This window comes from Mangrovicoccus sp. HB161399 (genome assembly GCF_013184745.1).
Classification (GTDB): Bacteria; Pseudomonadota; Alphaproteobacteria; order Rhodobacterales; family Rhodobacteraceae; genus Mangrovicoccus.
In genome coordinates, this window is sequence record NZ_JAATVU010000083.1 from 1 (window position 1) to 22,336 (window position 22,336).

A 22,336-nucleotide genomic window follows, 5' to 3' on the forward strand; every position below is an offset into this window, starting at 1 on the left:
AGGGTGGAGACGAAAATGAACTGCGTGAAGCAGCTCGGCCAGCGGCTGATGTCGCGGGACTTCGACCGCCAGGTTGCCGAGGTCCAGATCCGGGTGGCTGTGCTGAACCGCTTCACGGCGCTCGGCATCCCGATGACCGTGGCCGCAGGATAGGTGTGTCCGGGGAAAGGGGGGACTGCGGTCATCAGCTGATTTGTCCAACAACGCCTTTCGCCGGAACTGCGGATTCCCAAGGAGTTGCAGGTTGCGCGCCGCGCTCCCGCCGCCGAGCGGACGCGCTTGCGCAACCGCGGCCGCGTCCAGATCCAGGCCCTTGCAAAGCGTCGGCCCGCGAAACGGCTGGCTCTCGCCCGGCGCCAGGTCGCGGACCTGGACGCCGAAATTGCCAGGCCGATGGCCAAAGACGGCACCATGGCCCGCTATCGCGAGATCCCGTGCTCCATTCCGGGCCTCGGCCCCGTCGCGACGGGGCTGATCCCGACCTTTCTGCCCGGGATCGGAAAGCCCGGCGGAAGGCAGGCCCTGCCCCCTTCAGCCGCGGATCCGGCCAGCGGAAAGGCAGGTCCTTCATCAGCGGGGGCCGCAAGCCGTTGCGGGATGCGCTCTGCATGCCTGCCGTCGTCGCAATGCGCTGCAGCCCTGGCCTCAAGGCCAAGCGCACCCAGCTCCGCGAGGCCGGGAAACCCGCAAAGGTTGCCCTTGTTGCGCCCATGAGAAAGCTCCAGCTCACAGCCAACGCGCTGGTGGAAGCCAACAGGCTGTGGACCCCAAAAGCCACTTGCGCACGGCGGATACTCACTCACTCCCCGTCGCAATGCGAGGCCGTGGAAAACGCAAGCCGCCGGGGCACGGGCGCGCATCGGGTTCCTGGGGCGCCAAGGCATCTGGCCCGGACGCTCCGGCGCAATTGGAGCGGGTGCCAGCGACGCAGCTGGGTCTAGACGAGAATGCTCTGAAGGCTCCAATGCGCGTGCACGGCATGGATCCTGCGCTGCCTCCCGAAGAAATTTCCGGCAAGGCGCATAGCCGTACATCAGCACAACATCGGCGGGTTGGCCCGGGAATTTTCAGCCGAACCCGCCCACTTTCCCCCCGGACACTGCCGCCGCCTCCATGCCGGGCAGCGGTTTCCTTCTGCCAGTCGATCGAAATATGGAATTGCTCTGGTCAATTTATTCATCGAAAAGCGAACGGTTGGCCGAGACAATGCCATGGCAACGTGATCTCCTGCGAGAGAACCGGACCTCGGCGGAGAGGAGCTGCCGTGTCCGGCATGGAAACCGGAGGAACACATGAAACGTCGCGACCTGCTTGCCGCCGCCGCCTTGGCGGCGCTTCCCCTGTCATCCGCATTCGCTGCGGACTATCCGTCCCGTCCGATCCAGATGATCGTGCCCTGGGGCGCGGGTGGCGGCACCGATGCGGTGGCGCGGATCATGGCCTCGGTCATGCAGGAGGACCTCGGTGTTCCGGTGAACGTCGTGAACCGCACCGGCGGCTCGGGCGTGGTCGGCCATTCCGCCATCGCCACGGCCAAGCCCGACGGCTACACGCTGGGCCTCGCCACGGTCGAGATCGCGATGCTGCACTGGCAGGGGCTGACCGAGCTGACCTACAAGGATTACGACATCCTCGCGCTGGTCAACCAGGACCCGGCCGGGCTGATGGTGGCCGAGGACTCGCCCTTCACGACCGCGGGCGAGCTGCTCGACGCGATCAAGAGCAACCCGCCGGGCACCTACAAGGGCTCGGGCACCGCGCAGGGCGGCATCTGGCATATCGCGCTGGCGGGCTGGATGCTCGACGAGGGGCTTGCCCCCGATCAGGTGACCTGGGTGCCGAGCCAGGGCTCGGCCTCGGGGATCACCGACATGGTCGCCGGAGGCGTCGATCTGGTGCCGTCCTCGCTGGCCGAGGGCACGGCGATGCTCGATGCAGGGCGGATCCGCGCGCTGGCCAGCATGTCGAAGGAGCGCCAGGACGCCTTCCCCGACGTGCCGACGTTGAAAGAGGCGGTCGGCAGCGACTGGACCATGTCGGTCTGGCGCGGGGTCTTCGCGCCGAAGGGCCTGCCCGAGGATGTCAAGGCACGGCTGACCGAAGCGGTGAAGGCCGCCTATGACAGCCCGGAATACCAGGAGTTCATGGCCGGGCGCGGGCTCGGCACGATCTGGGTACCCGGCGACGAGGCCGACGCCTTCATCGCCGCCTCGGATGCCGATTTCGGCAAGGTCATGAAGGCCGCCGGTCTCGGCGACGACTGACGGGCGGCGCGGCGGCCGGGACCGCCCTCCGCCGCGCGCCCTCCATCCGGAGGATCAGACATGAAAGCCAACGCGATGCTGCTCGGCCTCGTGATGCTCGTCCTGAGCGGGGCGGTGTTCCTCGCCTCCTGGACCTTCTCGCCGCTGCCGGGACAGGCCTATGGCTCGGATACCATGCCGCGCGCGGTGGGGGCCTTCGGGCTCTGCGTGGCGGTGGCGCTCCTCTTGCAGGCGGCCGCCGCCGGAGAGCGGTTGCCGCGGCTCGCCCTATCCGGCTGGACGCGCGAGCGCCGCGCGCTCACCGGGCTCGCCGCCGCCGCCGGGGCCGTCATCGGCTACTGCCTGCTGTCGGATCTGGCGGGCTTCGTGCCCACCGCCTTCCTCATCCTGCTGGGTCTGATGCTGCTGCAGCGCACCCCGGTCCTGGCCGCCCTGCCTCTGGCCGCGGCCGCCACGCTGGCGGTGCAGCAGATCTTCGGCCGGCTGCTTCTCGTGCCGCTGCCGCAGAGCGGCCTTCTGTCTTTCCTCTGGTAGGGACCTGCCATGTCCGTCTATCTCGACGCGTTCTCGCTGGTCCTGCAGCCGCAGGTCCTGATGGTCATCTTCCTCTCCGCGGGCTTCGGCATGTTCGTCGGCGCCATTCCCGGACTGACCGCAACCATGGCCACGGCGCTGCTCGTGCCGCTGACCTTCTTCATGGACCCGCTCCCGGCGATTGCCGCCATCGTCACCGCGACCGGCATGGCGATCTTCGCGGGCGATATCGCCGGCGGGCTGCTCCGGATGCCCGGCACCCCCGCCTCGGCCGCCTATGTCGAGGATGCCTACCGCATGACCCGGTCGGGGCGCGGCGCCGAGGCGCTCGGCGCCTGCCTCTTCTTCTCGGTGATCGGCGGCATCACCGGGACCATCGTGCTCAGCCTCGCCGCGCCGCAGCTCGCCGAAATCGCGCTGAAATTCTCGTCCTTCGAATATTTCTGGCTGGTGCTTCTGGGGCTTAGCTGCGCGGTCTTCGTCTCGCCCGGACCTCCCGTCCTGGGGCTCGTGTCGCTCTTCATCGGGCTGACGGCGGCGCTGGTCGGCATGAACAACCCCACGGCAGAGCCGCGCTTCACCTTCGGCTCCATCGAGCTTCTGGCGGGCATCCAGCTCGTTCCGGCGATGATCGGGCTCTTCGCGCTCTCCGAGGTGCTGCGCTACTACGTGCATCCGACCGGCTCGACCCGGACGCCGCCCGTCAAGGGCAGCATCCTGCGCGTCCAGCTCGGCAACCTGCGGCGCTATCCGCTGCAGGCGATGCGCGGCTCGCTGCTGGGCACCGCCATCGGCGCGCTGCCGGGCGCGGGCGCCGATATCGCCGCCTGGATCAGCTATGCGGTGTCGAAGAAATTCTCGAAGACGCCGGAGAAATTCGGCACCGGCCATGTCGAGGGGCTGGTCGAGGCCGGATCCTCGAACAATGGCGCCATCTCGGGCGCCTGGATCCCGGCGCTGGTCTTCGGCATCCCGGGCGACTCGATCACCGCCATCGTCATCGGCGTGCTCTACGTGAAGGGGCTGAACCCGGGACCGACGATCTTCCTGACCAATCCGCAGATGATCTATGCGGTGTTCATCGTGTTCCTGATCGCCAACCTGATGATGCTGCCGCTGGGCTGGCTGGCGATCCGCACCGCGGGCACCATCCTGTCGGTGCCGCAGCGCATCCTGATGCCGATCATCCTGGTCTTCTGCATCACCGGCGCCTTCGCGATCAACAACTCGCTGGCGGGCGTGCTGATCATGCTGGCCTTCGGCGTGATCGGCTTCGTGCTGGAGGAAAACGGCATTCCGCTTGCCCCGGCGATCCTGGGCCTCGTGCTCGGACCGATGCTGGAGGACAATTTCGTGACCTCCATGATCAAGGCGGACGGCGATTTCCTGGCCTTCTTCGAGCGGCCCATCGCCGCCGGGCTGGGCATTGCCGCCATCGCCGTCTGGACGCTGCCGCTGATCCTGCGGCTGGTCCGCGGCAGCCAACGTAACGGAGAGGCCACGTGATGAAGCCCGATATCCTGCTGATGGGTCCGCCCGCCCATCCCGACATCCCCGCAGAGCTGGAGCGTGATTTCACGCTCCACCGCTACTGGGAGGCGCCCGACCGCGCGGCGCTGCTGGCCAAGCTGGCGCCAAGCCTGCGCTATGTCTCGACCACCGGGCATCAGGGACCGGATGCGGAGGTGATCCGTGCGCTGCCGAAGCTTGAGTTGATCTCCTCTTTCGGAGTGGGCTATGACGGCGTCGATACGGCGGCGGCCAAGGCAGAGGGCGTGCGGGTGACCAATACGCCCGATGTCCTGAACGACTGCGTGGCCGAGCTGACGCTGGGGCTGATGCTGGCGCTGGCGCGCGAGATCCCGGCCTCGGACCGTTTCGTGCGCGAGGCAAAATGGGCGGCAGGCAACTACCCCTTCACCGGCGAGCTGACCGGCGCGCGTGCAGGCATCCTCGGGCTCGGCCGCATCGGCAAGGAGATCGCCCGGCGGCTGGAAGTGTTCCGCATGGAGATCGCCTATCACGGGCGGCGGCAGCAGGAGGGCGTGCCCTACCGCTATTACGGCGATCTGCGCGAGATGGCGCGGGAGGTCGACTGGCTGATCGTCATCGCGCCCGCCACCGCCGAGAGCCGCCATCTGGTCGATGCCGTCGTGCTCGACGCGCTGGGGCCTACGGGGCATCTGATCAATGTCGCGCGCGGCGCGCTGGTCGACGAGGCGGCGCTGGTCGCGGCGCTTTCGGAGGGGCGGATCGCGGGGGCTGGGCTCGACGTCTTCGAGGACGAGCCGCATCCGCATCCCGGGCTCCTGGGCCTCGCCAATACCGTTCTGACGCCCCATTCGGGCAGCGCCACCTGGCGCACGCGGCGGCTGATGGCCGAGGTGATGCTGTCGAACCTGCGCGCGCATCTGGCCGGGGAGCCGCTGAAGACCCCGGTCGTCTGAGACCCCTGGCCTGCCGGCGCTCCCCCGGCGGGCCCATCCTGCTGTCCCGCAGGAAAGACGGGGGCGGCGCCTTGCGGTGCCGCCCCCGTTTCCGTTGCCGTCCCGGCGCGCTTCAGGCGCGGGTGACGCTCTGGGTCTGAACCCCCATGCCCTCGATGCCGAGCCGGATGGTCTCGCCGCCCTTCAGATAGACCGGCGGCTTCTGCCCCATGCCGACGCCCGGCGGCGTGCCGGTGGAGATGATGTCGCCCGGCTGCAGCGACATGAACTGGCTGACGTAATGCACCAGATGGCGCACGCCGAAGACCATGGTCGCGGTCGAGCCGTCCTGATAGCGGTGGCCGTCCACCTCGAGCCACATCGACAGCGCCTGCGGGTCCGGCACCTCGTCGGCAGTGACCAGCCAGGGGCCGATCGGCCCGAAGGTGTCGGCGCTCTTGCCCTTGGTCCACTGGCCGCCGCGCTCGATCTGGAAGGCGCGCTCGGAGACGTCGTTGATCACGCAATAGCCCGCGACATGGTCCATCGCCTCCTCCTCGGGGATGTAGACGCCGGGCTTGCCGATGACGATGCCGAGCTCGACCTCCCAGTCGGTCTTTTCCGATCCGCGCGGGATCTTCACGTCGTCATCCGGGCCGCAGATCGCCGAGGTCGCCTTGGCGAACATCACCGGCTCCGCCGGGACCGGCAGGCCGCTTTCGGCTGCGTGGTCGGCATAGTTCAGCCCGATGCAGAGGAACTTGCCCACCGCGCCCACGCAGGGGCCGATGCGGCCCTGGGGCAGCGCGGGCAAAGTCGCGGGGTCGATGGCGGCGATGCGGGCGAGCCCCCCGGGCGTCAGCGCCTCGCCTGCGATGTCGCCGACCACGCCCGACAGGTCGCGGGCGATGCCCTCCGCATCGAGGATCGCGGGTTTCTCGGCGCCCGGGGCGCCCATGCGCAGGAGCTTCATCCTGTCTCTCCGTCTTTTCTCAAGGGTCAGTAGGTCGCGCGGCCGCCCGAAAGGTCGAAGACCGCGCCGGTGGTGAAGGAATTCTCGGCGCTGGCGAGCCAGGCCACCATGTTCGCGGCCTCGGCCACTTCGAGGAACCGTCCGCGCGGGATCTTGGCCAGCATGTAGCCGATATGCTCCTCGGTCATCTGGTCGAAGATCCGCGTGCGGGCGGCTGCCGGGGTGATGCAGTTGACCGCGATGTCCTTGCCCGCGGTCTCCTTGCCCAGCGACTTGGTCAGCGCGATCACCCCGGCCTTGGAGGCGGAATAGGCCGAGGCGTTCGGGTTGCCCTCCTTGCCGGCGATCGAGGCGACATTGACGATCCGGCCATAGCCGCGTTCGGCCATGCCCTTGACCAGCGTGCGGTTCAGGTTGAAGACGCCCACCAGGTTGATCTGGATGACGCGCTGGAACTCGGCGGGGTCGTATTCCGCCAGCGTGGCATTGGCCCCGGCGATCCCGGCATTGGCAACGAGGATGTCGACCGGGCCGATGCCTGCCTCGGTAGCCTCCGCCGCTTCCTCCACCGATGCCAGGTCGGTCTGGTCCATCTCGCGGAATTCGGCATTGCAGCCCAGCTCGGCGACGGCGGCGCGGCCAAGCTCGGCGTCGCGGTCCCAGACCGAGACCTTGGCCCCGCTCTCGACGAAGCGGCGGGCGACGGCAAAGCCGATGCCCTGCGCGCCTCCGGTGACGACCGCGCGGCGGCCCTTGAGGTCGATGCTGTTCATGAACGTGTCCTTTCGGAAAGCTACTGGCCGTAGCCGCCCAGTTCCCGCGGCAGGAACAGGGTGACGGCCGGCACGAAGGCGATGACGAGAAGCCCCGCGACGATGATCGCGAAATAGGGCAGGAACGGCCGCAGCGTGGCGGCATAGGGCACCTCACCGATGCGGCAGGCGAGGATCAGGATGATCGCCACCGGCGGCGTGATCGAGCCGAGCAGCACCGAGATGACGACGACCACCGCGAAATGGATCGGGTCGAGCCCGTAGACCCCGGCAATCGGCGCCAGCATCGGCGTGACCAGGATCAGCGCCGAGATGGTCTCGACGAACATGCCGAGCACGAGGAGCGCGGCAATGATCAGCGCCAGCGCCACGTAGCGGCTGCCGGTCAGCGCCTGCAGCGCCTGGGCGAGCTGGGCCGGGAAGCCCTCGCGCGCGATGATCCAGGCGAAGAGCGCGGCGCCGCCGAGGATGATCAGGATCGCCGAGGTCGAGAGCGCGGCATCGCGGGTCAGGCGCAGCGCATTCTGCAGATCGAGCTGCCGCGTCACGGCGCCGAAGATCAGCGCATAGACCACGGCGAGGATGCCGGCCTCGGTCGCGGTGAAAATCCCCGACTGGATGCCGCCGATGATCAGCACCGGCAGGACCAGCGCCGGGAGCGCGCGCACGAGGCTCTGCCCGATGGCCGGGAAGCCCGCCCAGGCATGGCGCGTGCCGCCGATCCGGTCGGCATTCCACCAGACCCAGCCCATCAGGAAGGCGGCGATGGTCAGCCCCGGCAGGATGCCCGCCAGGAAGAGCGTGCCGATCGAGAGCCCGGTCATCGCGCCATAGAGCACCATCAGGAGGCTCGGCGGGATGATCGGCCCGAGGATCGCCGAGGCGGCGGTGATGACGACGGCATGCTCGGGGCGGTAGCCCTCCTTCTTCATCGCCGGCAGCAGCATCGAGCCCACCGCCGCGACATCCGCCGCCGCAGAGCCCGAGATGCCTGAGAACATCACCGAGGTCAGGATATTGACCTGGCCGAGCCCGCCCCGGACATGGCCGACCATGGAGCTGGCGCAGCGCACGATGGCATTGGTGATGCCGCTCACGTTCATCAGGTTGCCCGCCAGGATGAAGAGCGGGATCGCCATCAGCGGGAAGCTGTCGAGCGAGGAGAAGAACCGCTGCGGCAGCACCATCAGCGGCACGCTGCCGCCGAGGATCAGGATCCCCGCCGCCGAGAGCCCCATCGAGAAGGCCACCGGCACCCCGAGCACCAGGAGCATCGTGAAGAGCAAGAAGAGAAGGAGCACGGTCATGCCAGCGTCCTCCCCTCGCCCAGCCGCGGCCGGATGGCGAGCGCGACGATGCCGAGCGCGGCACCGAGCGGGATCGGCGCATAGAGCCAGGCCCGCGCAATGCCCAGCGTCGGCGAGGCGAAGGCCCCGCTGCGTTCGGTGAACTCCACGCCCGACCAGGCGAGAAGCGCCAGGAAGAGTGCGCCGAGCGCTGCCGCCAGCCGCAGCCGCCAGACCGTCAGCCGCTCCGGCAGGGGCAGGATCTCGACCAGGATCTCCTCGTGCCGGTAGAGCACCACCGGCAGGCCCAGCATCACCGACCAGATCAGCAGCATGCGCACCAGTTCCTCGGTCCAGAACCAGCCGAACCAGGGCACGAAGCGGTCGACCACCTGGATGAAGACCAGCGCCATCATCGCCGAGAACACCGCCACGACCACCGCCGTCAGCACGGCGATGGCCCGGTCGGCTGCGCGGCGGAAACGCTCACCGCGCGGCATGGTCAGTCATCCCCGGCATCGCGGATCGCCTGAAGCACCGGCTCGGCCCCGGCCTTCTGGGCAAAGCTGTCCTGCAGGGGCGCCAGCACCTCGCGGAACGGCACCGGATCGACATCGTGGATTTCGAGCCCGGCATCGGCGAGCTTGGCGAACCAGTCGGCCTCGCGCCCCGCGCGTTCCTCGCGCTGCTCCGCCGCCACTTCGGCCGCGGCATCGAGCACGATCTTCTGCTCGTCCGGGCTCAGGCTGTCGAGGAAGGTGCGGCTGGTGACGAAGCTGCCGTCGAAGAAGATGTGGCGGGTCTTGTTGAGATGCTTGGCCACCTCATACATGCGCTGGATATAGCCGACCTCGGGCGTGCCCTCCATCGCCGAGACCACGCCGGTCTGCATCGCGGTGTAGATCTCGGGCGAGGGGATCGGCGTCGGCTGCGCGCCGAGCGCGGCGAAGGTCTCGACGAAGACCGGGCTTTCGGGGACGCGGATCTTCATCCCCTTGAAGTCCTCCGGCGCGTGGATCTCGCGGTCGGTCGTATAGGTGTCGCGATAGCCTGCCTCGATCCAGTTCATCACGACGAGACCGGTGGCGTCCTCAAGCTGCGCGCTAAGCCCGGTGCCGATATCGCCCAGCACCACGCGGCGCCAGTGTTCGGGGCTGTCATAGAGATAGGGCAGCGTCAGGATGCCGAAGGCGGGGACGTAATTCGCATAGAGCCCGCTCTCGCCATAGCCCATGTCGAGCGTGCCGATCTGCACCGACTCGATGATCTCGCGCTGCCCGCCCATCTGGCCCGCGGGCAGGATTTCCACATGCATCTCGCCGCCCGAGCGGTCCTCGACCAGCTTGGCAAAGCGCTCGGCGGCGATGTGCTGCTCGGAGCTGGTGGGCAGGTGATGGGCAAAGCGGATGGTGGTGTCGGCCAGCGCGGTGCTGCCCAGAAGCAGCGCCGTTGCCAGCGCGAGGCCCGAAAGGGTCGCGGTGTTCATGTCAGGTTCCTCCCTGTTTGCAAATCAGCCCTGGCCCGGCTCCTCCTGCCGGACCGGGGCATCGGTCAGTGGGTATAAGGGCGCTTGAGATTGAGCCCGGGGGCCAGCGTCACGCCGAAGCCCGGCCGGTCGAGCGCCGAGATATGCAGCTTGCCATCGACGGGCACGGGCTCGTTCTCGAGCATCGGCGAGAACATCGGCACGACCTTGTCGGCCTTCGGCGCCATCATCAGGAATTCGGCGAAGGGGCTGTTCTGCCGGGTGATGACGAAATGATAGCTGTAGACGCTCGATCCATGCGGCACGACCATCTTGCCGTGGCTGTCGGCAATGGCCGAGATCTTCAGCAGCTCGGTCAGCCCGCCGCACCAGCCGACATCGGGCTGGATGAAGTCGCAGCAGCCCATCTCCAGCAGCATCCGGAAGCCCCAGCGTGTCGCCTCATGCTCGCCCGTGGTCACCAGCATGCCCTCGGGCACGCGGCGGCGCAGCTCGGCATAGCCCCAGAAATCATCCGGCGGCAGGCATTCCTCGATCCATTTCAGGCCGAGCTCGTGCCCTGCCCGGGCGACCTTGGTGGCATAGTCGACGCTCATGCTCATCCAGCAGTCATACATCAGCCAGAAATCCGGCCCCGCCGCATCGCGCATCCGCCCGAGGATCTCCATTTCCTCGCGGATGCCCTGGGCGCCCTCGGCCTCGATATGGCGCCAGGCCATCTTGCCGCCGATGAAGCCCATGCCCTTGGCCAGGTCGGGCCGCGCGCCGGTGGCATAGAACACCTGCTCGTCGCGCACCGCGCCGCCGATCATGGCATGCACCGGCTCCTGCCGGACCTGCCCCAGCAGATCCCACAGCGCCAGATCGACGCCGGAAATCGCGTTCAGCACCAGCCCGCGCCGCCCGTAATAGAGCGTGGCGTTGAACATCTGGTCCCAGATCGCCTCGATCTCGGTGACCGCGCGGCCTTCGAGAAACCGCGCCAGGTGCTTTTCGACGATATAGGCCGCGGGCTCGCCGCCGGTGGTCACGGCAAAGCCGGTGACGCCGGTATCGGTCTCGATCTCGACGACCAGCGTGCCCAGCACGTTGATCCCGAAGCTGCGGCGGCTGTCGCGATAGGCCGGGTATTTCGCCATTGGCGTGGCGATCCGGTCGTCGATCCAGTGCCCGTCGTCCTGATCGTGATAATCCGCGCCGCCGCCCGTGACGGTATGGGCGCGCACCTGCCGGATGATCGGCATGGCCATCTGGGAACCTCCCTCGTGTCTCCTCGACCTCCGTCGTAAGGCAGATTGCGATGCGTGAATAATGAAGATAACCTTATGATCGATCGTAATTTGCGAACGCAGGGAGAGGCCATGCGCGACCTGGCGAGCTATCTGAAATTCCGGCATTTCCTGCTGATCCAGGCGCTGGCCGAGCACGGCACCATGCACGCTGCGGCGCGGGGGCTGAACATGACCCAGTCAACCATGTCGAAAATGCTGGCGGATCTGGAGGCGGAACTGGACGCACCGCTTTTCCGGCGCGAGCCGCGCGGCATGGCGCCGACCGAACTGGGCGAGTTCGCCATCGGCTTCGCCGCAACCATGCTGGGCCATCTCGGCCGCTTCTCCGAGGAGTTCCGCGACCGGCGTCTGGGCGGAGCCGGAACCCTGGTGATCGGCGCGATCATGGGGGCAGCGCCCGACTTGGTGGCGCGCGCGGTCGCCGATATCAAGCAGCTCTATCCGCTCCTGACCGTGCGGATGATGGGCGAGACCAGCGACCATATTCTCGAGATGCTGGAAACCGGCGATGTCGACATCGCGGTGGGGCGGTTCAGCGATCCCCGCTACCGCGCCATCTTCGACTTCGAACCGCTGGCTCTGGAGCCGCTGGCGCTGGTGGCGCGGCGCGGCCATGCCCTGGCCGGACGGCCGGTTGGCGGAGGGCTGAAAGCGCTGGCAGGCCAGCCATGGGTGCTTCAGCCGACGACAAACCCGACCCGGGCAGTGCTGGAGGCAGCCTTCCACGAGGCAGGTCTGCCCATGCCCCGGAACCAGGTGGAGTCGGTTTCGGTGTTCGCCATCCTGCACCTGCTGCAATCTTCAGAGGCGGTGGCACTGCTGCCCCTTTCGGTCGTTGCCGACCACCTGAAGGGAGGGCTGCTGGTCAAGCTCGACGTCACCGGCCTGCCGGCCATCCCCGGCTTCGGCATCCTGACGCGGCGCAGCGAGACGCTCGGGCCGCGCGCGGAGCATTTCCGCGTCCTGCTGCGCCGGAGAAACGCCGAGCGCACGGAGGCGGGCTGACGGGGCGTCGGAGGGCCCCTGCCGCAATCCGCCGAAAAAGCGGAGCCGCCAGGCGAGATCTTCCGGCATGACGCTGCCGGGGGGCCTGTTGCACAAGGCGGGCTCGGGAGTCACATCGTGAATCCAAGGTCGTAGCCAGATGGCATGAGCAGACCGCCGAAGCCGACCTGCGGGACCTCCAACTGGATCGCGTATGATCAGGAACTGGGGCAGCGCGGATCTCTGACCGTCTGCTTCGATCCCTCGATGCCATGGAGGGCCATTCCCTCGGGGCGTCGCGGCTGTCAGCAAGCCCATGGCGACGCTGCAATGCAGACCTGTCTTGCTCTGAAGGTCCTCCCTGGCCTGCCGCTCCGCCAGGGTGAGCCAGCGAAGCGCCACCGGATCAAGCCCGCTGGAACTGTCCGGGCTCGGCTGCTCCGTGCCCGACTTCGGCACCCTGTCATGGCGGCTGAGCGAGACGGGACCGTGGCGCCAGAGGCGCCGCGAAAGCCCGACGGCGATGGACGCGACCATTCCGTTCCGCGGTTCGAAAGGCGCCTTGCACCTGCTCGTCCCCTCTCGGGCAGCGGACAGCACCGGCATCAAGGTGGAAGGCGAAGGCGAGCGGCACAGCCGCAGGCATGGCGGCTCGAAACGCCCGGTCTGTCGGAAGATCCGCCTCGGGATCGACGGGGAAACGCCGGGGATCCAGTCTGCCGAAGTCACTTCCGACAATGCCGACGATGTCGAGCCGTTGAACGCCACCGGTCCGGGCGAACCGGCGCGGGATGCTGCCGGGGCCCCTGAAGCAGATCGGCCCGGCCCCAGAAATCGTCACGGTGACAGCCCACAGGGGCCACGGCACGCGCGCCTGCCACGGCGCCATTGCCGCTTGCGGCGCGGCGGCGGTTCGTTGGGCAAGAGGTCCCCCCGGACCTTTTGCTGATCCTGCTCACTGCCGCCCTGCCGGAACGCCATGCCGTGGAAGCCAGCCACGGCAGGAGCCCGGGCGCGCAATGATATCCTGCGGGCGTCGAAACACCTTGGGCGACCATTCTGGAGGAACTGGAGCGCGTACCGTCGACGAAACAGGGTGGAGAAATGAGCCGGATCGGGCAAAGGTCCGAGCGACCTTTCCCGGCGATTGGATGAACTACGTGAAGCTTTTCGGCCAGCGGCTGAGGTCGCGCGGCTTCGACCGCCAGGTCGCCGAGGTCCGGATCCGCGCATTCGCGGTTGCGCTCGAACCAATGGCGCATGCCGCTCATCCCTGAACCGGTTCAACGCCCTCGCCCCCCCGATCACGGTGGCGCTGGGATAAGTGTGTCAGGGGAAAAGGGAAGCTATGGCGCGCAAACTGATTTGCGTAACTGAGGTGGTCCGCATTTCCCGGACAGTTTTGCGGCGGCGCTAAGCTTGCCTGTTGATCATGCCGCCACTTTCAGGCCTGGGCCCTCGTGGGCCCCGAGCGGTGTCCGTCCTCCGAGCGCCGAGTGGGGGCGTGCGGCGTTGCGGAGTGAGGCGCCGAACGCGATCCGTGCGGGAGAGATGCCGAACGGTGATGCCTGCGCACCAGGCCCGGTCCTGGCGGTCGATCGCCATGTTCCGGAGCAGACGAGCCTCGTGCGCCATTGGTTCAAGCACAATGGCGAGTGATGCTTGCGGTGCTCCGGATGGGGCACCGCCGTCTTCGGTCTCTGGCAGGCGGCGCGCAGCCCCATCCTGGCCATCAGCCGCCGGACACGCTTGCGCCCGACGCAGCAGCCCTGCTTTCGCAGATGCCTCGCCATCTGGCGGCTGCCGTGGAACGGCGTCTCCAGGAACTGGGCATCCCCTCTCGGCGATTGCTGCGCAATCCCCTGCCGGGCAGCGGATCAGCTTCATCAGCGCCAGGTTCGGCGGCGTCTCGGTCCTGCCCGGCCCGTACCAGGCCGACCGGCTCATGCCGATCAGCGCGCATTGCCGGACGACCGACAGCACGGGGTGCCGTGGATCGATCATTTCCCGCCTCCGGGCCGCACTCACCGGCCGTTCGCGGGCTCTCCCGGACCGATGGCTTCCGCCCGCTCACCTCTCCAGAAAATCGCGTTCCGCCACCAGCTGGCCGATCCTGGCGTGGAGCCTCTCGAACTCGCCCTCCTTCCCGGCGGCCTTCGCCTCGGCCTTGCCCGGAAACGCCCCGGCCATCCCCTCGATCGCCCGGGTTCGGGTCACGCCCTCGGACCGGTGGCGGGCGGACCCTCGCTCCAGGTGTTGATCACCGTCTGATGCACGCCATGCTTCGCCACCAGCTCGGCGGCCGTCATCTCGCCCCTGATCGCCTCGAGGGCCACCTTCGCATTGAACTCGGCGCTGTCGTTCTTCCGTTTGCCAGCCAAGCTGTCAGTCCTCGCACTCGTTGGCGGCAAGCTTGGCAGGGTGTCCGGATTTCGGGGACCACCTCAGACAGCGCCATAGAAAATCCCGCCTGCCCGCCGGAATTGCCGCCAGCTGGCGCGCCCGGAGGCGACGCAAGCGCAGGGCGGCGGCCGCTCCGAGACGCCCGGGGGCGGCCAAGAGAAGATCGGCCTTCCCGTCCGGATGTTTCAGCGCCCTGTTAACGCTGTCCTGCGAGGACCGGATCGCTGCAAGGGAGTTGCAACCCTTTTCGGTGCAAGATTCGCGGAACCCCGCCACATGAGGCAAGCCCATGCTCTTCCGGCACCTGTTCCGGCGCAAGATTGACGTCCCGTCCCCCGATCCCGTGCTCGCCGCGATCGAACGCAGCCATCTGACCGCGAAGCTCGGGCCGGACTGGCGGATCCTGGCGGCCAACGTCAAGCTCTGCGCCGCCACCGGATATGCACCCGAAGAGCTTGCCGGGAAGGACTACGGCATCCTCCTGCGCCCCAAGGACAGGACTTCGGCCGAAATGGAGGAGATCCGGAGCGAGGTCGCGGCACTGCGGGACGTGACGCGGATCATGCCGCATCTCGACCGCGACGGCAGGGAGATCTGGCTCGACATGGTGGTGTCCCCGGTCTTCGGCGATGGCGGCGTGCTGCTGCATATCCTGGTGACCGCCCGGGACATCACCGCCTATCACCTGCGGCGGCGCGACAACCGCGGCCAGGTCGATGCCGTCGCGCGCAGCATGGCGGTCATCGAGTTCGACCTCGACGGAACGATCTTGGCGGCCAACAGCCATTTCCTTGCCGCCACCGGCTATGCACTCGACGAGATCAAGGGGCGCAAGCACAGCATCTTCATGCCTCCGGAAGAGGCCGGCACCGAGGATTACCGCCGGTTCTGGCAACGCCTGGCCGAGGGCACGTCCGAGAACGGCCAGGTCCGGCGCATCGCCAAGAACGGCGAGGCCATCTGGCTGGAGGCGACCTACGAGACGCTGCTCGATCCGGAGGGCCGTCCCTTCAAGGTGGTGAAATACGCCTTCGACATCACCGAGGCGAAGAACCGCGAGGCGGATGTCGCCGCGAAGCTGGCCGCGATCGAATTGGTGCAGGCCGTCATCGAATTCGATGCCACGGGCAAGATCCTCGCGGCGAACGACATGTTCTGCAAGGCGATGGGCTACCGGCGCGACGAGATCCTCGGACGGCAGCACGGCATGTTCCTCGATGAAGAGCAGCGCGGCAGCGCGAAATACCGGACGTTCTGGGACCGGCTTCGCGCGGGCGAGACCATGCGCGACAACTTCAAGCGGATCGGCAAGGGCGGGCGCGAGGTCTATATAGAGGCCAGCTACAACCCGATCCGCAATGCGTCAGGCAAGGTCGTGAAGGTGGTGAAGTTCGCCGTCGACACGACCGCCTTCCGGGTGACGCTCGAGGAGGCCTCCGCCGCGCTCAGGCGGCTGTCGGACGGCGACCTGCACAGCCGGATGGAAAAGGATCTGGGCGACCTTGATGCGATCCGGGCCAGCTTCAACGAGGCCGTGGACAGGATCGACACGGTGATGGGCGAGATCCTCGGCCAGTCGGAAGACCTTGTAGCGGATTCCGCAGCCATCCGCAGCGCCAGCGACGACCTCGCCCGCCGCACCGAGCGGCAGGCCGCAACGCTGGAACAGAGCGCCGCGGCGCTGGAGGAACTGGCCTCCTCGGTCAAGGGCACGACGGCGCGCAGCCAGGAGGCCCGCGGCGAGGCGCAGGCGGCAAAGGAGGATACGGTGCGGTCGGCCGGGGTGATTTCGGTGGCCATGGAGGCGATGAACCGGATATCGGTCTCCTCCGGGAAGATCTCCAAGATTACCAACGTGATCGACGACATTTCCTTCCAGACCAACCTCCTGGCGCTGAATGCCGGGATCGAGGCGGCCCGGGCCGGCGAGGCGGGTCGCGGCTTTGCTGTGGTCGCCTCGGAAGTCCGCGCGCTTGCACAGCGTTCCGCGGATGCGGCGCGGGAAATTGCCGATCTGATCGCGGAATCCGGGCGGCAGGTGGCCGACGGCGTGCAGCAGGTCGGCGAGGCCGAGACCGCCCTCGGCCAGATCGACGCGCGCATGACCACCGTGCTGTCCCTGATCCTCGACATCGCGTCCTCGGCCGAGGAACAGTCCGGCGGCCTGGCCGAGATGAACCGGGCGATCGGCGACCTGGACCGGGTCACCCAGCAGAACGCGGCGATGGCGGAGGAAACCAACGCCGCGGTGCAGAGTTTCGGCGGAAAGGTGGAGGCGATGCAGGACGAGGCGGGCTATTTCCAAACCACCGCGCATCTGCGGTCCGCGGCCCCCGCCCGGTCCGGAAGCGGCTACCGCGCGAGCGCCTGACCGGCGATCCGTCCGCGCCGTGCCGCCCCTGCGCCGGAGGTGGCAGCGCGCTTCCCCCCTGCCCCGGCGCAGCGGATCGAAGGAAATCCGGGTCGGCCGGACCGTGCCGGCGTCCCCGGGCCTGGCAAGCGCAGCCTGGTCGGCCGAAGCGAGATGCTCCCAAAAGGTCATCGATCCGACGGTGCAGAGCGCGCCCCCCGGGTCTCGGCAATCCGGCCGAGACGCGCGCCGATGAAGCGGCAAGGCACCAGACCGGCCGAACTCGTCACCATCGTCGCGGCTCCGATGGCCAGCGCGCTTGCGAGGATGTTCACCTCCAGGAAGGCCAGCGGCACCCCGACGGACATCGCGTCGATGGAGGTGCCGATCGCGGCGGCGGCCGACGCACCGCAGCGCGAGCCGGAGCGCGGCTCGCCCTTCGGGCGGGTCCATGCCAGAAACGCCATGTGCAGCCCGGCCCCGCCGGGCAGGAAGAAGGCGATCCAGCGACCGGCCGGCGCAACGCAGCGCGAGGCGGCCGCTCCGGCCGCCCAGCGGCGTCACCGCCTACACAGCGCCGAAGACCGCGCCGGTGCGCAATGTCATGGCGAAATCGGGACGCGGGCCGGATGTGCCCTGGCCGGCCAGCGCGATGAACGCGGCCAGCGCCATGCAAATGGCCAGGATGCCGACGAACACCGGAGACATGCGCATCTTGCCCGGGGCTGTGCCCTGCTATTCACGGATCCCGCCCGCAGGATCCTCTCGGCACGGCCTCGCAGAATCCGGAGGGTCGGACGCGCCACACGGAGCTGCCCCAAGACTGTTGACGTGCCTCCGACAATCTGGCGGCCGCTACTCCCCGATGGCTTCCAGATGGCATCGCCCCGTGGAAAATAAAGCATTTACAATATGCTGGAATGCAACTTGCCAGCTGACGAATCTGCGTCCGGCCGTCCGCAGGCCGGGCCTGGCCCGTTCTGCACTGCTTGCGGGCAATTTCAGCCTCCGCCGCTGCGCCCGGCGTCCTCGGCTGACCGGTCCCTGCCGAATGCAACTTTAAGTTGTTGACATCCCTGTAGCGATGATCCGGAATGGGGTTCGGCGGCAATGGAGGCGCGGATGCTTTCCGGAGGGGGGGATGAACCGGAGACAGCCAGCAGAGGCGCCGCCGCAGCAGTCCTGCAGCCCGGCTGCCGCCTGTGCATGATGGAGGCCGGTGCCGATGCCGGGGCGGTGGCGCTCTGCCTCTCCGAGGCGTTCTCCGCCGGGATCTGGGCAGAGACCCCCATGCCCGTCGGCACTGCCTCGGATCCGGACAGCGCCATGGGCGTGATCAGCGGTCTGGGCCGCCGCCCCGCCATTCTCGCCGCCTCCGCGCCACACGCCGTTGCGGGCTGCGTGCTCGGCGCGGTGCTCACGCCCGCCATCATCGCGCAATACGGGCTCGCCCCTTGGGGAGCGCTGCCGGGCGACGGGCTGCTGGCCTTCATCGGAATATCCCCCGGCGCGCAGGGCAGCCGCATCCGCGCCTGCCCCGGAGACCTGTTCGAACTGAGCCGCGATCCCGGAGATCCCAGCCTCGCCGGGATGCTGTTCCGGCGCTGGCTGCGCCTGCCCGCCTTGGCAGGCTGTCCGCGGCTGTTCTTCCGGACGCGCCACCGCATCGGCGCCATCCGCCATCTGGGCAGGCGTTGCGGCTTCGCCGAATGCGGCAGCTTCGAGATCATGTTCCGCGGCAGGTGCCAGACCCGCCTCGTCTACCGGCGCGAGCATGCGGCCGCTCCGCCGCAGGAGGGACGGCCGTGACCGGCAGCGCCTTCCTGATGCGCAGCCCCGCGCATGCCGTCCTGACCACCCGCAGCCACGCGATCTTCGCCGGCGGCCCCGGCCGCCCCGAACAGGTGCCCGTGGCCGATCCGGCGGCCTGGTCGCTGTTCCTCCGCCGTCTTGCCGCGCCGGTCATGCGCAACGGGATGGACTGCCCCGCCGAGTTCGGCCCGGAGCTTGCCGGAAGGCTCCTGGACGGGGGGCATCTTCTCGGCGGCGCAGCGCCGGAGCCCCTGCTGGCACGCCGCCATGCGGCCATGTGCGCGGCCCCAGCCTTCCATCTCGATCCGCCGCCCCGGCAGGCGGGGCACCTGATCGTGGGCTGCACCGGCTCGGTGATCGCGGGACTGATGCCCCAGACGCTGCTGAGCCTCGTCCTCTCCGGCTTCCAGGAACGGCTGGACGTCATACTGACGGAAACGGCACAGCGCTTCCTCGCGCGCAGCCTGCTCGAATCCTACGGCATCCGCTGCTGGGCCGACGGGTTCGAGCGCCAGGACGGGATTCGCGTGCCGCATGTCAATCTGGCCGCATCCGCCGATCTGATCTGCGTGCTGCCTGCGACGGCCGATGCCCTCGACCGGCTTGCCCGCAGCGCCTGCTCGGATCTTCTTTCGCTGGCGGTTGCCGCCTCTGCCGCGCCGGTCGTGATCTGCCCTGCCATGAACCAGGCGATGTGGGCGAACCCCGGGATCCAGCGCAATGTCCGGCGCCTGAGGGAGGACGGACATTTCGTCATGGAACCCGCAGTCCTGTTCGCCGCGGCGGATTTCGGCGCAGGCGCCCGGCTCGGCTATGGCGGCCATGGCACGCTCTGGGCCGGTCCCGGCGTCCTCATGCAGGCGCTGTCGGCGGTTCTGGACTTCGCGCGCGGGGAGACACAGGGGAGCGACGGGCAGTGACGGGGGGCGCCCGCGCGCCACGCGCTTCCAAGAGCGCGCCATCGCGCCCCGAGCTTGCCCCCGGCGTCCTCTCGCTGGAAGCGCGGCCAATCCCTGTCCGGAGACCGGGTGCGGGCACAATCCGGGCCTGGACGGGACACGCACGACGCCTCCGACCGGCCCGCATTCCAGCGCCATGCCACCCCGCCGGCCCTGCAGTCCGCTTCGGGGCACTGTGCCGCTGCCCAGGCGGTCAGCGGACCGATGATGCGGCTTCCGCCTTCAGCCAGTCGGCAAACAGGGCGAGCCTGGGGTCCGCCTGCCGCGCGCCGGACACCAGGTAGATGCCCTGAGGACGCTCCACGGCCAGCGGACTGAGACAGACGAGCCGTCCGGCGGCCTCGTCGGCCGCCGTCATCCTGCCATCCGCCAGGATCACCGCCTGCCCGGACAGCGCCGCGTCGAACATGAAGGCGCGGCTGTCATAGCCGGCGGCCCGGCTTGCCTCCGGGGATTCCGCTCCGGCAGCCTCCGCCCAGGCAGCCCAGTCGCCGGGCCAGCCCCGTCCGAAAGCCCGCGGCAGGGCGAGGATTTCGTCGGCGGAGAGCGGCAGCCGAAGGTCTCCGGCCAGCTGCGGCGCGCAAACCGGGCGCAGGCAGTCGCGGAAGATCGGCACGGCCTCCAGCCCCGGCCAGTCGCCCGAGCCATAGCGCAGGGCGGCGTCGAAGCTCCCGTCCGCCAGATCGACATAGTCGAAGGACAGGGACGGCTTGACCTCGAGGCCGGGATGCAGGGCGTGGAACCCGGGCAGGCGCGGCAGCAGCCAGCGGTTCCCGAAGAAGGGCGCGATCGAGATGTTCAGCGTGCCGCCGGGATCGCGCCGGGAAGCCTGCGCGACCGCCTGTTCGAGCCTGTCCAGCGCCAGCCCGACTTCCCGCGCCAGGCGGCGCCCGTCCGCGGTCAGCTCCAACCGGCGGGGCCTGCGATGGAAAAGAGCCGTGTCCAGCGCACGTTCCAACGCCTTGATCTGATGCCCGACCGCGGCCGGGGTCACGCAGAGTTCCTCCGCCCCGTCCTTGATGCTTCCGTGCCGCGCCGCCGCCTCGAACGCGCGCAGCTGGTTGAGAGAGGGAAGGCGTCTGGCCATGGCCCCATGCCGTAGGAAAACTAATTCGAAGATCAAATTATGATCGTTTGCCGCCAATCGCCAGCAATACCTACACTCGGGGCATCCCAAACATCCCGGAGGAGAGCACGATGCCCCGACCCGCACCGCTCCTGCCGCACCAGACGGACGGAATTTTCCTGACCGACGGCGGCAACGAGACCTGGCTGATGTACAAGCGCGGCTTCGAGCTGCCGCATTTCAGTGCCTTCCACCTGCTGTCGGACCCAGTGGCGACGGAGGCCGTGCGGGAGTACTACCGCCATTTCGCCGAGCTTGCCGTCCGGTTCGGCACGCCGTTCATCTTCTGCTCGATGACCTACCGCGCCAGCCGCGACTGGGGGCGCCTGCTAGGCTATTCCGGCGAAGGGCTGGCCGAGATGAACCGCAGATGCCTGGACCTCTACCGCGAGGTCGCGTCCGAAGCGGGCCTGCCGCCGGAAAAGACGGTGATCAGCGGCTGCATCGGCCCCAAGGGCGACGCCTACGGGACCGGGCACCGCCTGGGCGCGGCGGAGGCCGAGGACTATCACGCCGAACAAATCGCCACGTTCAGAGAAGCGGGCGCGCATGTCGTGACCGCGCTCACGCTCAATTCGGTGGAGGAGGCGACCGGCATCGCCCGCGCGGCCAGGGCGGCTAGGCTTCCGTCGGCGATCTCCTTCACGCTGGAGAAAGACCGCAAGCTGGCCACCGGCGCCACGCTGGAAGAGGCAATCGCGGCGGTCGATGCCGCGACGGAATCTTCTCCGGCCTATTACATGGTCAACTGTTCGCACCCGCTCGATTTCGGCCCGGCCCTGCCGCGCGCGCCCTGGGCCGGGCGGATCCGGGGCATCCGGGCGAATGCCTCGACGCTCGATCACGGCACGCTGTGCCAGCTGGGCCATCTCGAGGAAAGCGATCCGGACGAACTGGCAGCGCAATACCGCGAACTCAGGGCGGCCCATCCAGAGATGAACGTCTTCGGCGGCTTCTGCGGCACGGATTACGTCCATATCGCAAAGATTGCCGAGGCGCTGCTGGCCCCGGCCTGAGCCGCCGCAAGGCGCCCTGGCCTGGCGGCATCTCGTCGGGCCGTTCCGGGGTGAGCCAGAGGGAGCCGATCGGCGTCCAGAGCCGCGTGCCGCCTGACCAGCGTTCCGGCCGCGCCGCCCGGGCCAGTTCGCAGACCTGGCGGCGCTTTTCCAGGAGAGCCCGCTCCCCGCCGCGGTGGCGCTGCCCGGGCGTGACGAAGCGGATCGCGCTGTGGCGGTGCTCGCGGTTGTACCAGAAGACGAAGCCTTGGACCCAGGTCCGCGCCACCTCGATGGTCGCGAAGCCGCGCGGCGGCCAGCCGGGCCGGCACTTGCAGGTCCGGAACAGCGCTTCGGAAAACGCATTTCCATTCGATGCGCGGGGCCGGCTGAAGGAGGCCGTGATCCCGAGCCGCTCCATCGTCGCCCTCATGGTCGCGCCTTTCATGCGCTGCCCTCTCGAGCATTGCCCAGCAATGCCCGAGAGGGGACTGCCGTTGTCGGAGTGCAAAACCAGCGGGCTGGCCACGCATTTCTCCGCCCAGACCGCGCGCTGCAGAAGAGCCGCGGCATTCTCCGACGTCTCGCGCTCATGGACCTCCCAGCCGGTGATTTTCCGGCTCCAGATGTCGGTGATGATGTAGAGGTAGAAGAACCGCCCCGCGACCGGCTC

Annotated in this window: 20 protein-coding genes and 3 pseudogenes; 12 read left to right on the plus strand and 11 right to left on the minus strand. The window is 68.4% G+C overall.

Features of this window, described 5'->3' with window-relative positions; all coding sequences use genetic code 11:
- The 6 genes and pseudogenes from HCC78_RS27220 to HCC78_RS27245 form a co-directional block, all read left to right on the plus strand.
- Positions 1-153, plus strand: a pseudogene (locus HCC78_RS27220) (IS5/IS1182 family transposase); the annotation flags it as partial.
- A 281-nt stretch (positions 154-434) separates the two neighbouring features.
- Positions 435-941, plus strand: coding sequence for a transposase (locus tag HCC78_RS35015; protein ID WP_172331925.1), 507 nt, complete (start codon positions 435-437; stop codon positions 939-941).
- A 351-nt stretch (positions 942-1,292) separates the two neighbouring features.
- A complete protein-coding gene (locus HCC78_RS27230) occupies positions 1,293-2,264 on the plus strand; it encodes a tripartite tricarboxylate transporter substrate binding protein (protein ID WP_172331926.1) in 972 nt (323 codons plus the stop codon).
- Positions 2,265-2,324: 60 nt separating this feature from the next.
- Complete coding sequence (locus HCC78_RS27235; RefSeq protein ID WP_172331927.1) at positions 2,325-2,798, plus strand: tripartite tricarboxylate transporter TctB family protein; 474 nt, start codon at positions 2,325-2,327, stop codon at positions 2,796-2,798.
- Between the two features lie 9 nt (positions 2,799-2,807).
- Positions 2,808-4,304, plus strand: a complete 1,497-nt coding sequence (locus HCC78_RS27240; protein ID WP_172331928.1) for a tripartite tricarboxylate transporter permease — start codon at positions 2,808-2,810, stop codon at positions 4,302-4,304.
- Entirely contained in the window at positions 4,304-5,245 is a 942-nt protein-coding gene (locus tag HCC78_RS27245; RefSeq protein WP_172331945.1) for a 2-hydroxyacid dehydrogenase, read from the plus strand. The genes HCC78_RS27240 and HCC78_RS27245 overlap by 1 nt, the downstream gene beginning before the upstream one ends.
- Before the next feature lie 112 nt (positions 5,246-5,357).
- Here the strand turns inward: HCC78_RS27245 and HCC78_RS27250 are convergent, their stop codons facing one another.
- The 6 genes from HCC78_RS27250 to rhmD all read right to left on the minus strand — a co-directional run bounded on the left by HCC78_RS27250 (position 5,358) and on the right by rhmD (position 10,992).
- Positions 5,358-6,197 carry a fumarylacetoacetate hydrolase family protein gene (locus HCC78_RS27250; protein WP_172331929.1) on the minus strand — a complete coding sequence of 280 codons (840 nt, stop codon included), beginning with the start codon at positions 6,195-6,197 and terminating at the stop codon, positions 5,358-5,360.
- Between the two features lie 26 nt (positions 6,198-6,223).
- Positions 6,224-6,970, minus strand: coding sequence for an SDR family NAD(P)-dependent oxidoreductase (locus HCC78_RS27255; protein ID WP_172331930.1), 747 nt, complete (start codon positions 6,968-6,970; stop codon positions 6,224-6,226).
- A 20-nt stretch (positions 6,971-6,990) separates the two neighbouring features.
- Entirely contained in the window at positions 6,991-8,277 is a 1,287-nt protein-coding gene (locus tag HCC78_RS27260; protein ID WP_172331931.1) for a TRAP transporter large permease, read from the minus strand.
- The gene (locus HCC78_RS27265; RefSeq protein WP_172331932.1) at positions 8,274-8,756 is read right to left on the minus strand and encodes a TRAP transporter small permease; all 483 of its coding nucleotides are present in this window, start codon (positions 8,754-8,756) and stop codon (positions 8,274-8,276) included. Before HCC78_RS27265 ends, HCC78_RS27260 begins: the two co-directional genes overlap by 4 nt.
- Before the next feature lie 2 nt (positions 8,757-8,758).
- On the minus strand, positions 8,759-9,742 hold the full coding sequence (locus HCC78_RS27270) for a TRAP transporter substrate-binding protein (RefSeq protein ID WP_172331933.1): 984 nt from the start codon (positions 9,740-9,742) through the stop codon (positions 8,759-8,761).
- Between the two features lie 65 nt (positions 9,743-9,807).
- On the minus strand, positions 9,808-10,992 hold the full coding sequence (rhmD, locus tag HCC78_RS27275; protein WP_172331934.1) for an L-rhamnonate dehydratase: 1,185 nt from the start codon (positions 10,990-10,992) through the stop codon (positions 9,808-9,810).
- Positions 10,993-11,103: 111 nt separating this feature from the next.
- On the opposite strand from rhmD, the gene HCC78_RS27280 reads away from it, so the two are divergent.
- Both HCC78_RS27280 and HCC78_RS27285 read left to right on the plus strand, forming a co-directional pair.
- Positions 11,104-12,039: a LysR family transcriptional regulator gene (locus tag HCC78_RS27280; protein ID WP_253949385.1), complete on the plus strand. Its 936-nt coding sequence runs from the start codon at positions 11,104-11,106 to the stop codon at positions 12,037-12,039.
- A gap of 144 nt (positions 12,040-12,183) precedes the next feature.
- Positions 12,184-13,342: pseudogene (locus HCC78_RS27285) on the plus strand (transposase).
- Positions 13,343-13,578: 236 nt separating this feature from the next.
- On the opposite strand, the pseudogene HCC78_RS34045 reads toward HCC78_RS27285, so the two are convergent.
- Positions 13,579-14,399: pseudogene (locus tag HCC78_RS34045) on the minus strand (IS3 family transposase); the annotation flags it as partial.
- Positions 14,400-14,710: 311 nt separating this feature from the next.
- Between HCC78_RS34045 and HCC78_RS34620 the strand changes: the two are divergent.
- Positions 14,711-16,792: a PAS domain-containing methyl-accepting chemotaxis protein gene (locus tag HCC78_RS34620; protein ID WP_172331939.1), complete on the plus strand. Its 2,082-nt coding sequence runs from the start codon at positions 14,711-14,713 to the stop codon at positions 16,790-16,792.
- 167 nt (positions 16,793-16,959) lie between these two features.
- Here HCC78_RS34620 and HCC78_RS27310 read toward each other — a convergent pair whose 3' ends face one another.
- Together HCC78_RS27310 and HCC78_RS34535 are read right to left on the minus strand one after the other, a co-directional pair.
- Positions 16,960-17,274 (minus strand): manganese efflux pump, encoded by a 315-nt coding sequence (locus HCC78_RS27310; RefSeq protein WP_371743944.1) that lies wholly within the window; start codon positions 17,272-17,274, stop codon positions 16,960-16,962.
- Positions 17,275-17,338: 64 nt separating this feature from the next.
- Positions 17,339-17,470: a hypothetical protein gene (locus HCC78_RS34535; protein WP_256368359.1), complete on the minus strand. Its 132-nt coding sequence runs from the start codon at positions 17,468-17,470 to the stop codon at positions 17,339-17,341.
- 507 nt (positions 17,471-17,977) lie between these two features.
- Here HCC78_RS34535 and HCC78_RS27315 point away from each other — a divergent pair.
- Both HCC78_RS27315 and HCC78_RS34060 read left to right on the plus strand, forming a co-directional pair.
- Positions 17,978-18,580, plus strand: a complete 603-nt coding sequence (locus HCC78_RS27315; RefSeq protein ID WP_172331940.1) for a hypothetical protein — start codon at positions 17,978-17,980, stop codon at positions 18,578-18,580.
- Positions 18,577-19,503: a flavoprotein gene (locus HCC78_RS34060; RefSeq protein ID WP_172331941.1), complete on the plus strand. Its 927-nt coding sequence runs from the start codon at positions 18,577-18,579 to the stop codon at positions 19,501-19,503. The genes HCC78_RS27315 and HCC78_RS34060 overlap by 4 nt, the downstream gene beginning before the upstream one ends.
- 232 nt (positions 19,504-19,735) lie before the next feature.
- Here the strand turns inward: HCC78_RS34060 and HCC78_RS27325 are convergent, their stop codons facing one another.
- Positions 19,736-20,629, minus strand: a complete 894-nt coding sequence (locus HCC78_RS27325; protein ID WP_172331942.1) for a LysR substrate-binding domain-containing protein — start codon at positions 20,627-20,629, stop codon at positions 19,736-19,738.
- Between the two features lie 110 nt (positions 20,630-20,739).
- On the opposite strand from HCC78_RS27325, the gene HCC78_RS27330 reads away from it, so the two are divergent.
- Positions 20,740-21,684, plus strand: a complete 945-nt coding sequence (locus HCC78_RS27330) for a homocysteine S-methyltransferase family protein (protein ID WP_172331943.1) — start codon at positions 20,740-20,742, stop codon at positions 21,682-21,684.
- On the opposite strand, the gene HCC78_RS27335 is transcribed toward HCC78_RS27330, so the two are convergent.
- A partial coding sequence (locus tag HCC78_RS27335; RefSeq protein ID WP_172331944.1) for a DDE-type integrase/transposase/recombinase occupies positions 21,584-22,336 on the minus strand: 753 nt, incomplete at its 5' end. The two genes, HCC78_RS27330 and HCC78_RS27335, sit on opposite strands and share 101 nt — an antisense overlap.

What these genes read in the sequence shown, in the direction of transcription:
- HCC78_RS27260 (WP_172331931.1), bottom strand. Translation starts at nt 8,277, where the DNA reads ATGACCGTGCTCCTTCTCTTCTTGCTCTTCACGATGCTCCTGGTGCTC.
- HCC78_RS27255 (WP_172331930.1), bottom strand. Translation starts at nt 6,970, where the DNA reads ATGAACAGCATCGACCTCAAGGGCCGCCGCGCGGTCGTCACCGGAGGC.
- HCC78_RS27230 (WP_172331926.1), top strand. Translation starts at nt 1,293, where the DNA reads ATGAAACGTCGCGACCTGCTTGCCGCCGCCGCCTTGGCGGCGCTTCCC.
- HCC78_RS34620 (WP_172331939.1), top strand. Translation starts at nt 14,711, where the DNA reads ATGCTCTTCCGGCACCTGTTCCGGCGCAAGATTGACGTCCCGTCCCCC.
- HCC78_RS27315 (WP_172331940.1), top strand. Translation starts at nt 17,978, where the DNA reads ATGATGGAGGCCGGTGCCGATGCCGGGGCGGTGGCGCTCTGCCTCTCC.
- HCC78_RS27250 (WP_172331929.1), bottom strand. Translation starts at nt 6,197, where the DNA reads ATGAAGCTCCTGCGCATGGGCGCCCCGGGCGCCGAGAAACCCGCGATC.
- rhmD (WP_172331934.1), bottom strand. Translation starts at nt 10,992, where the DNA reads ATGGCCATGCCGATCATCCGGCAGGTGCGCGCCCATACCGTCACGGGC.
- HCC78_RS27245 (WP_172331945.1), top strand. Translation starts at nt 4,304, where the DNA reads ATGAAGCCCGATATCCTGCTGATGGGTCCGCCCGCCCATCCCGACATC.
- HCC78_RS27270 (WP_172331933.1), bottom strand. Translation starts at nt 9,742, where the DNA reads ATGAACACCGCGACCCTTTCGGGCCTCGCGCTGGCAACGGCGCTGCTT.
- HCC78_RS27235 (WP_172331927.1), top strand. Translation starts at nt 2,325, where the DNA reads ATGAAAGCCAACGCGATGCTGCTCGGCCTCGTGATGCTCGTCCTGAGC.
- HCC78_RS27265 (WP_172331932.1), bottom strand. Translation starts at nt 8,756, where the DNA reads ATGCCGCGCGGTGAGCGTTTCCGCCGCGCAGCCGACCGGGCCATCGCC.
- HCC78_RS27330 (WP_172331943.1), top strand. Translation starts at nt 20,740, where the DNA reads ATGCCCCGACCCGCACCGCTCCTGCCGCACCAGACGGACGGAATTTTC.
- HCC78_RS27280 (WP_253949385.1), top strand. Translation starts at nt 11,104, where the DNA reads ATGCGCGACCTGGCGAGCTATCTGAAATTCCGGCATTTCCTGCTGATC.
- HCC78_RS27240 (WP_172331928.1), top strand. Translation starts at nt 2,808, where the DNA reads ATGTCCGTCTATCTCGACGCGTTCTCGCTGGTCCTGCAGCCGCAGGTC.
- HCC78_RS27325 (WP_172331942.1), bottom strand. Translation starts at nt 20,629, where the DNA reads ATGGCCAGACGCCTTCCCTCTCTCAACCAGCTGCGCGCGTTCGAGGCG.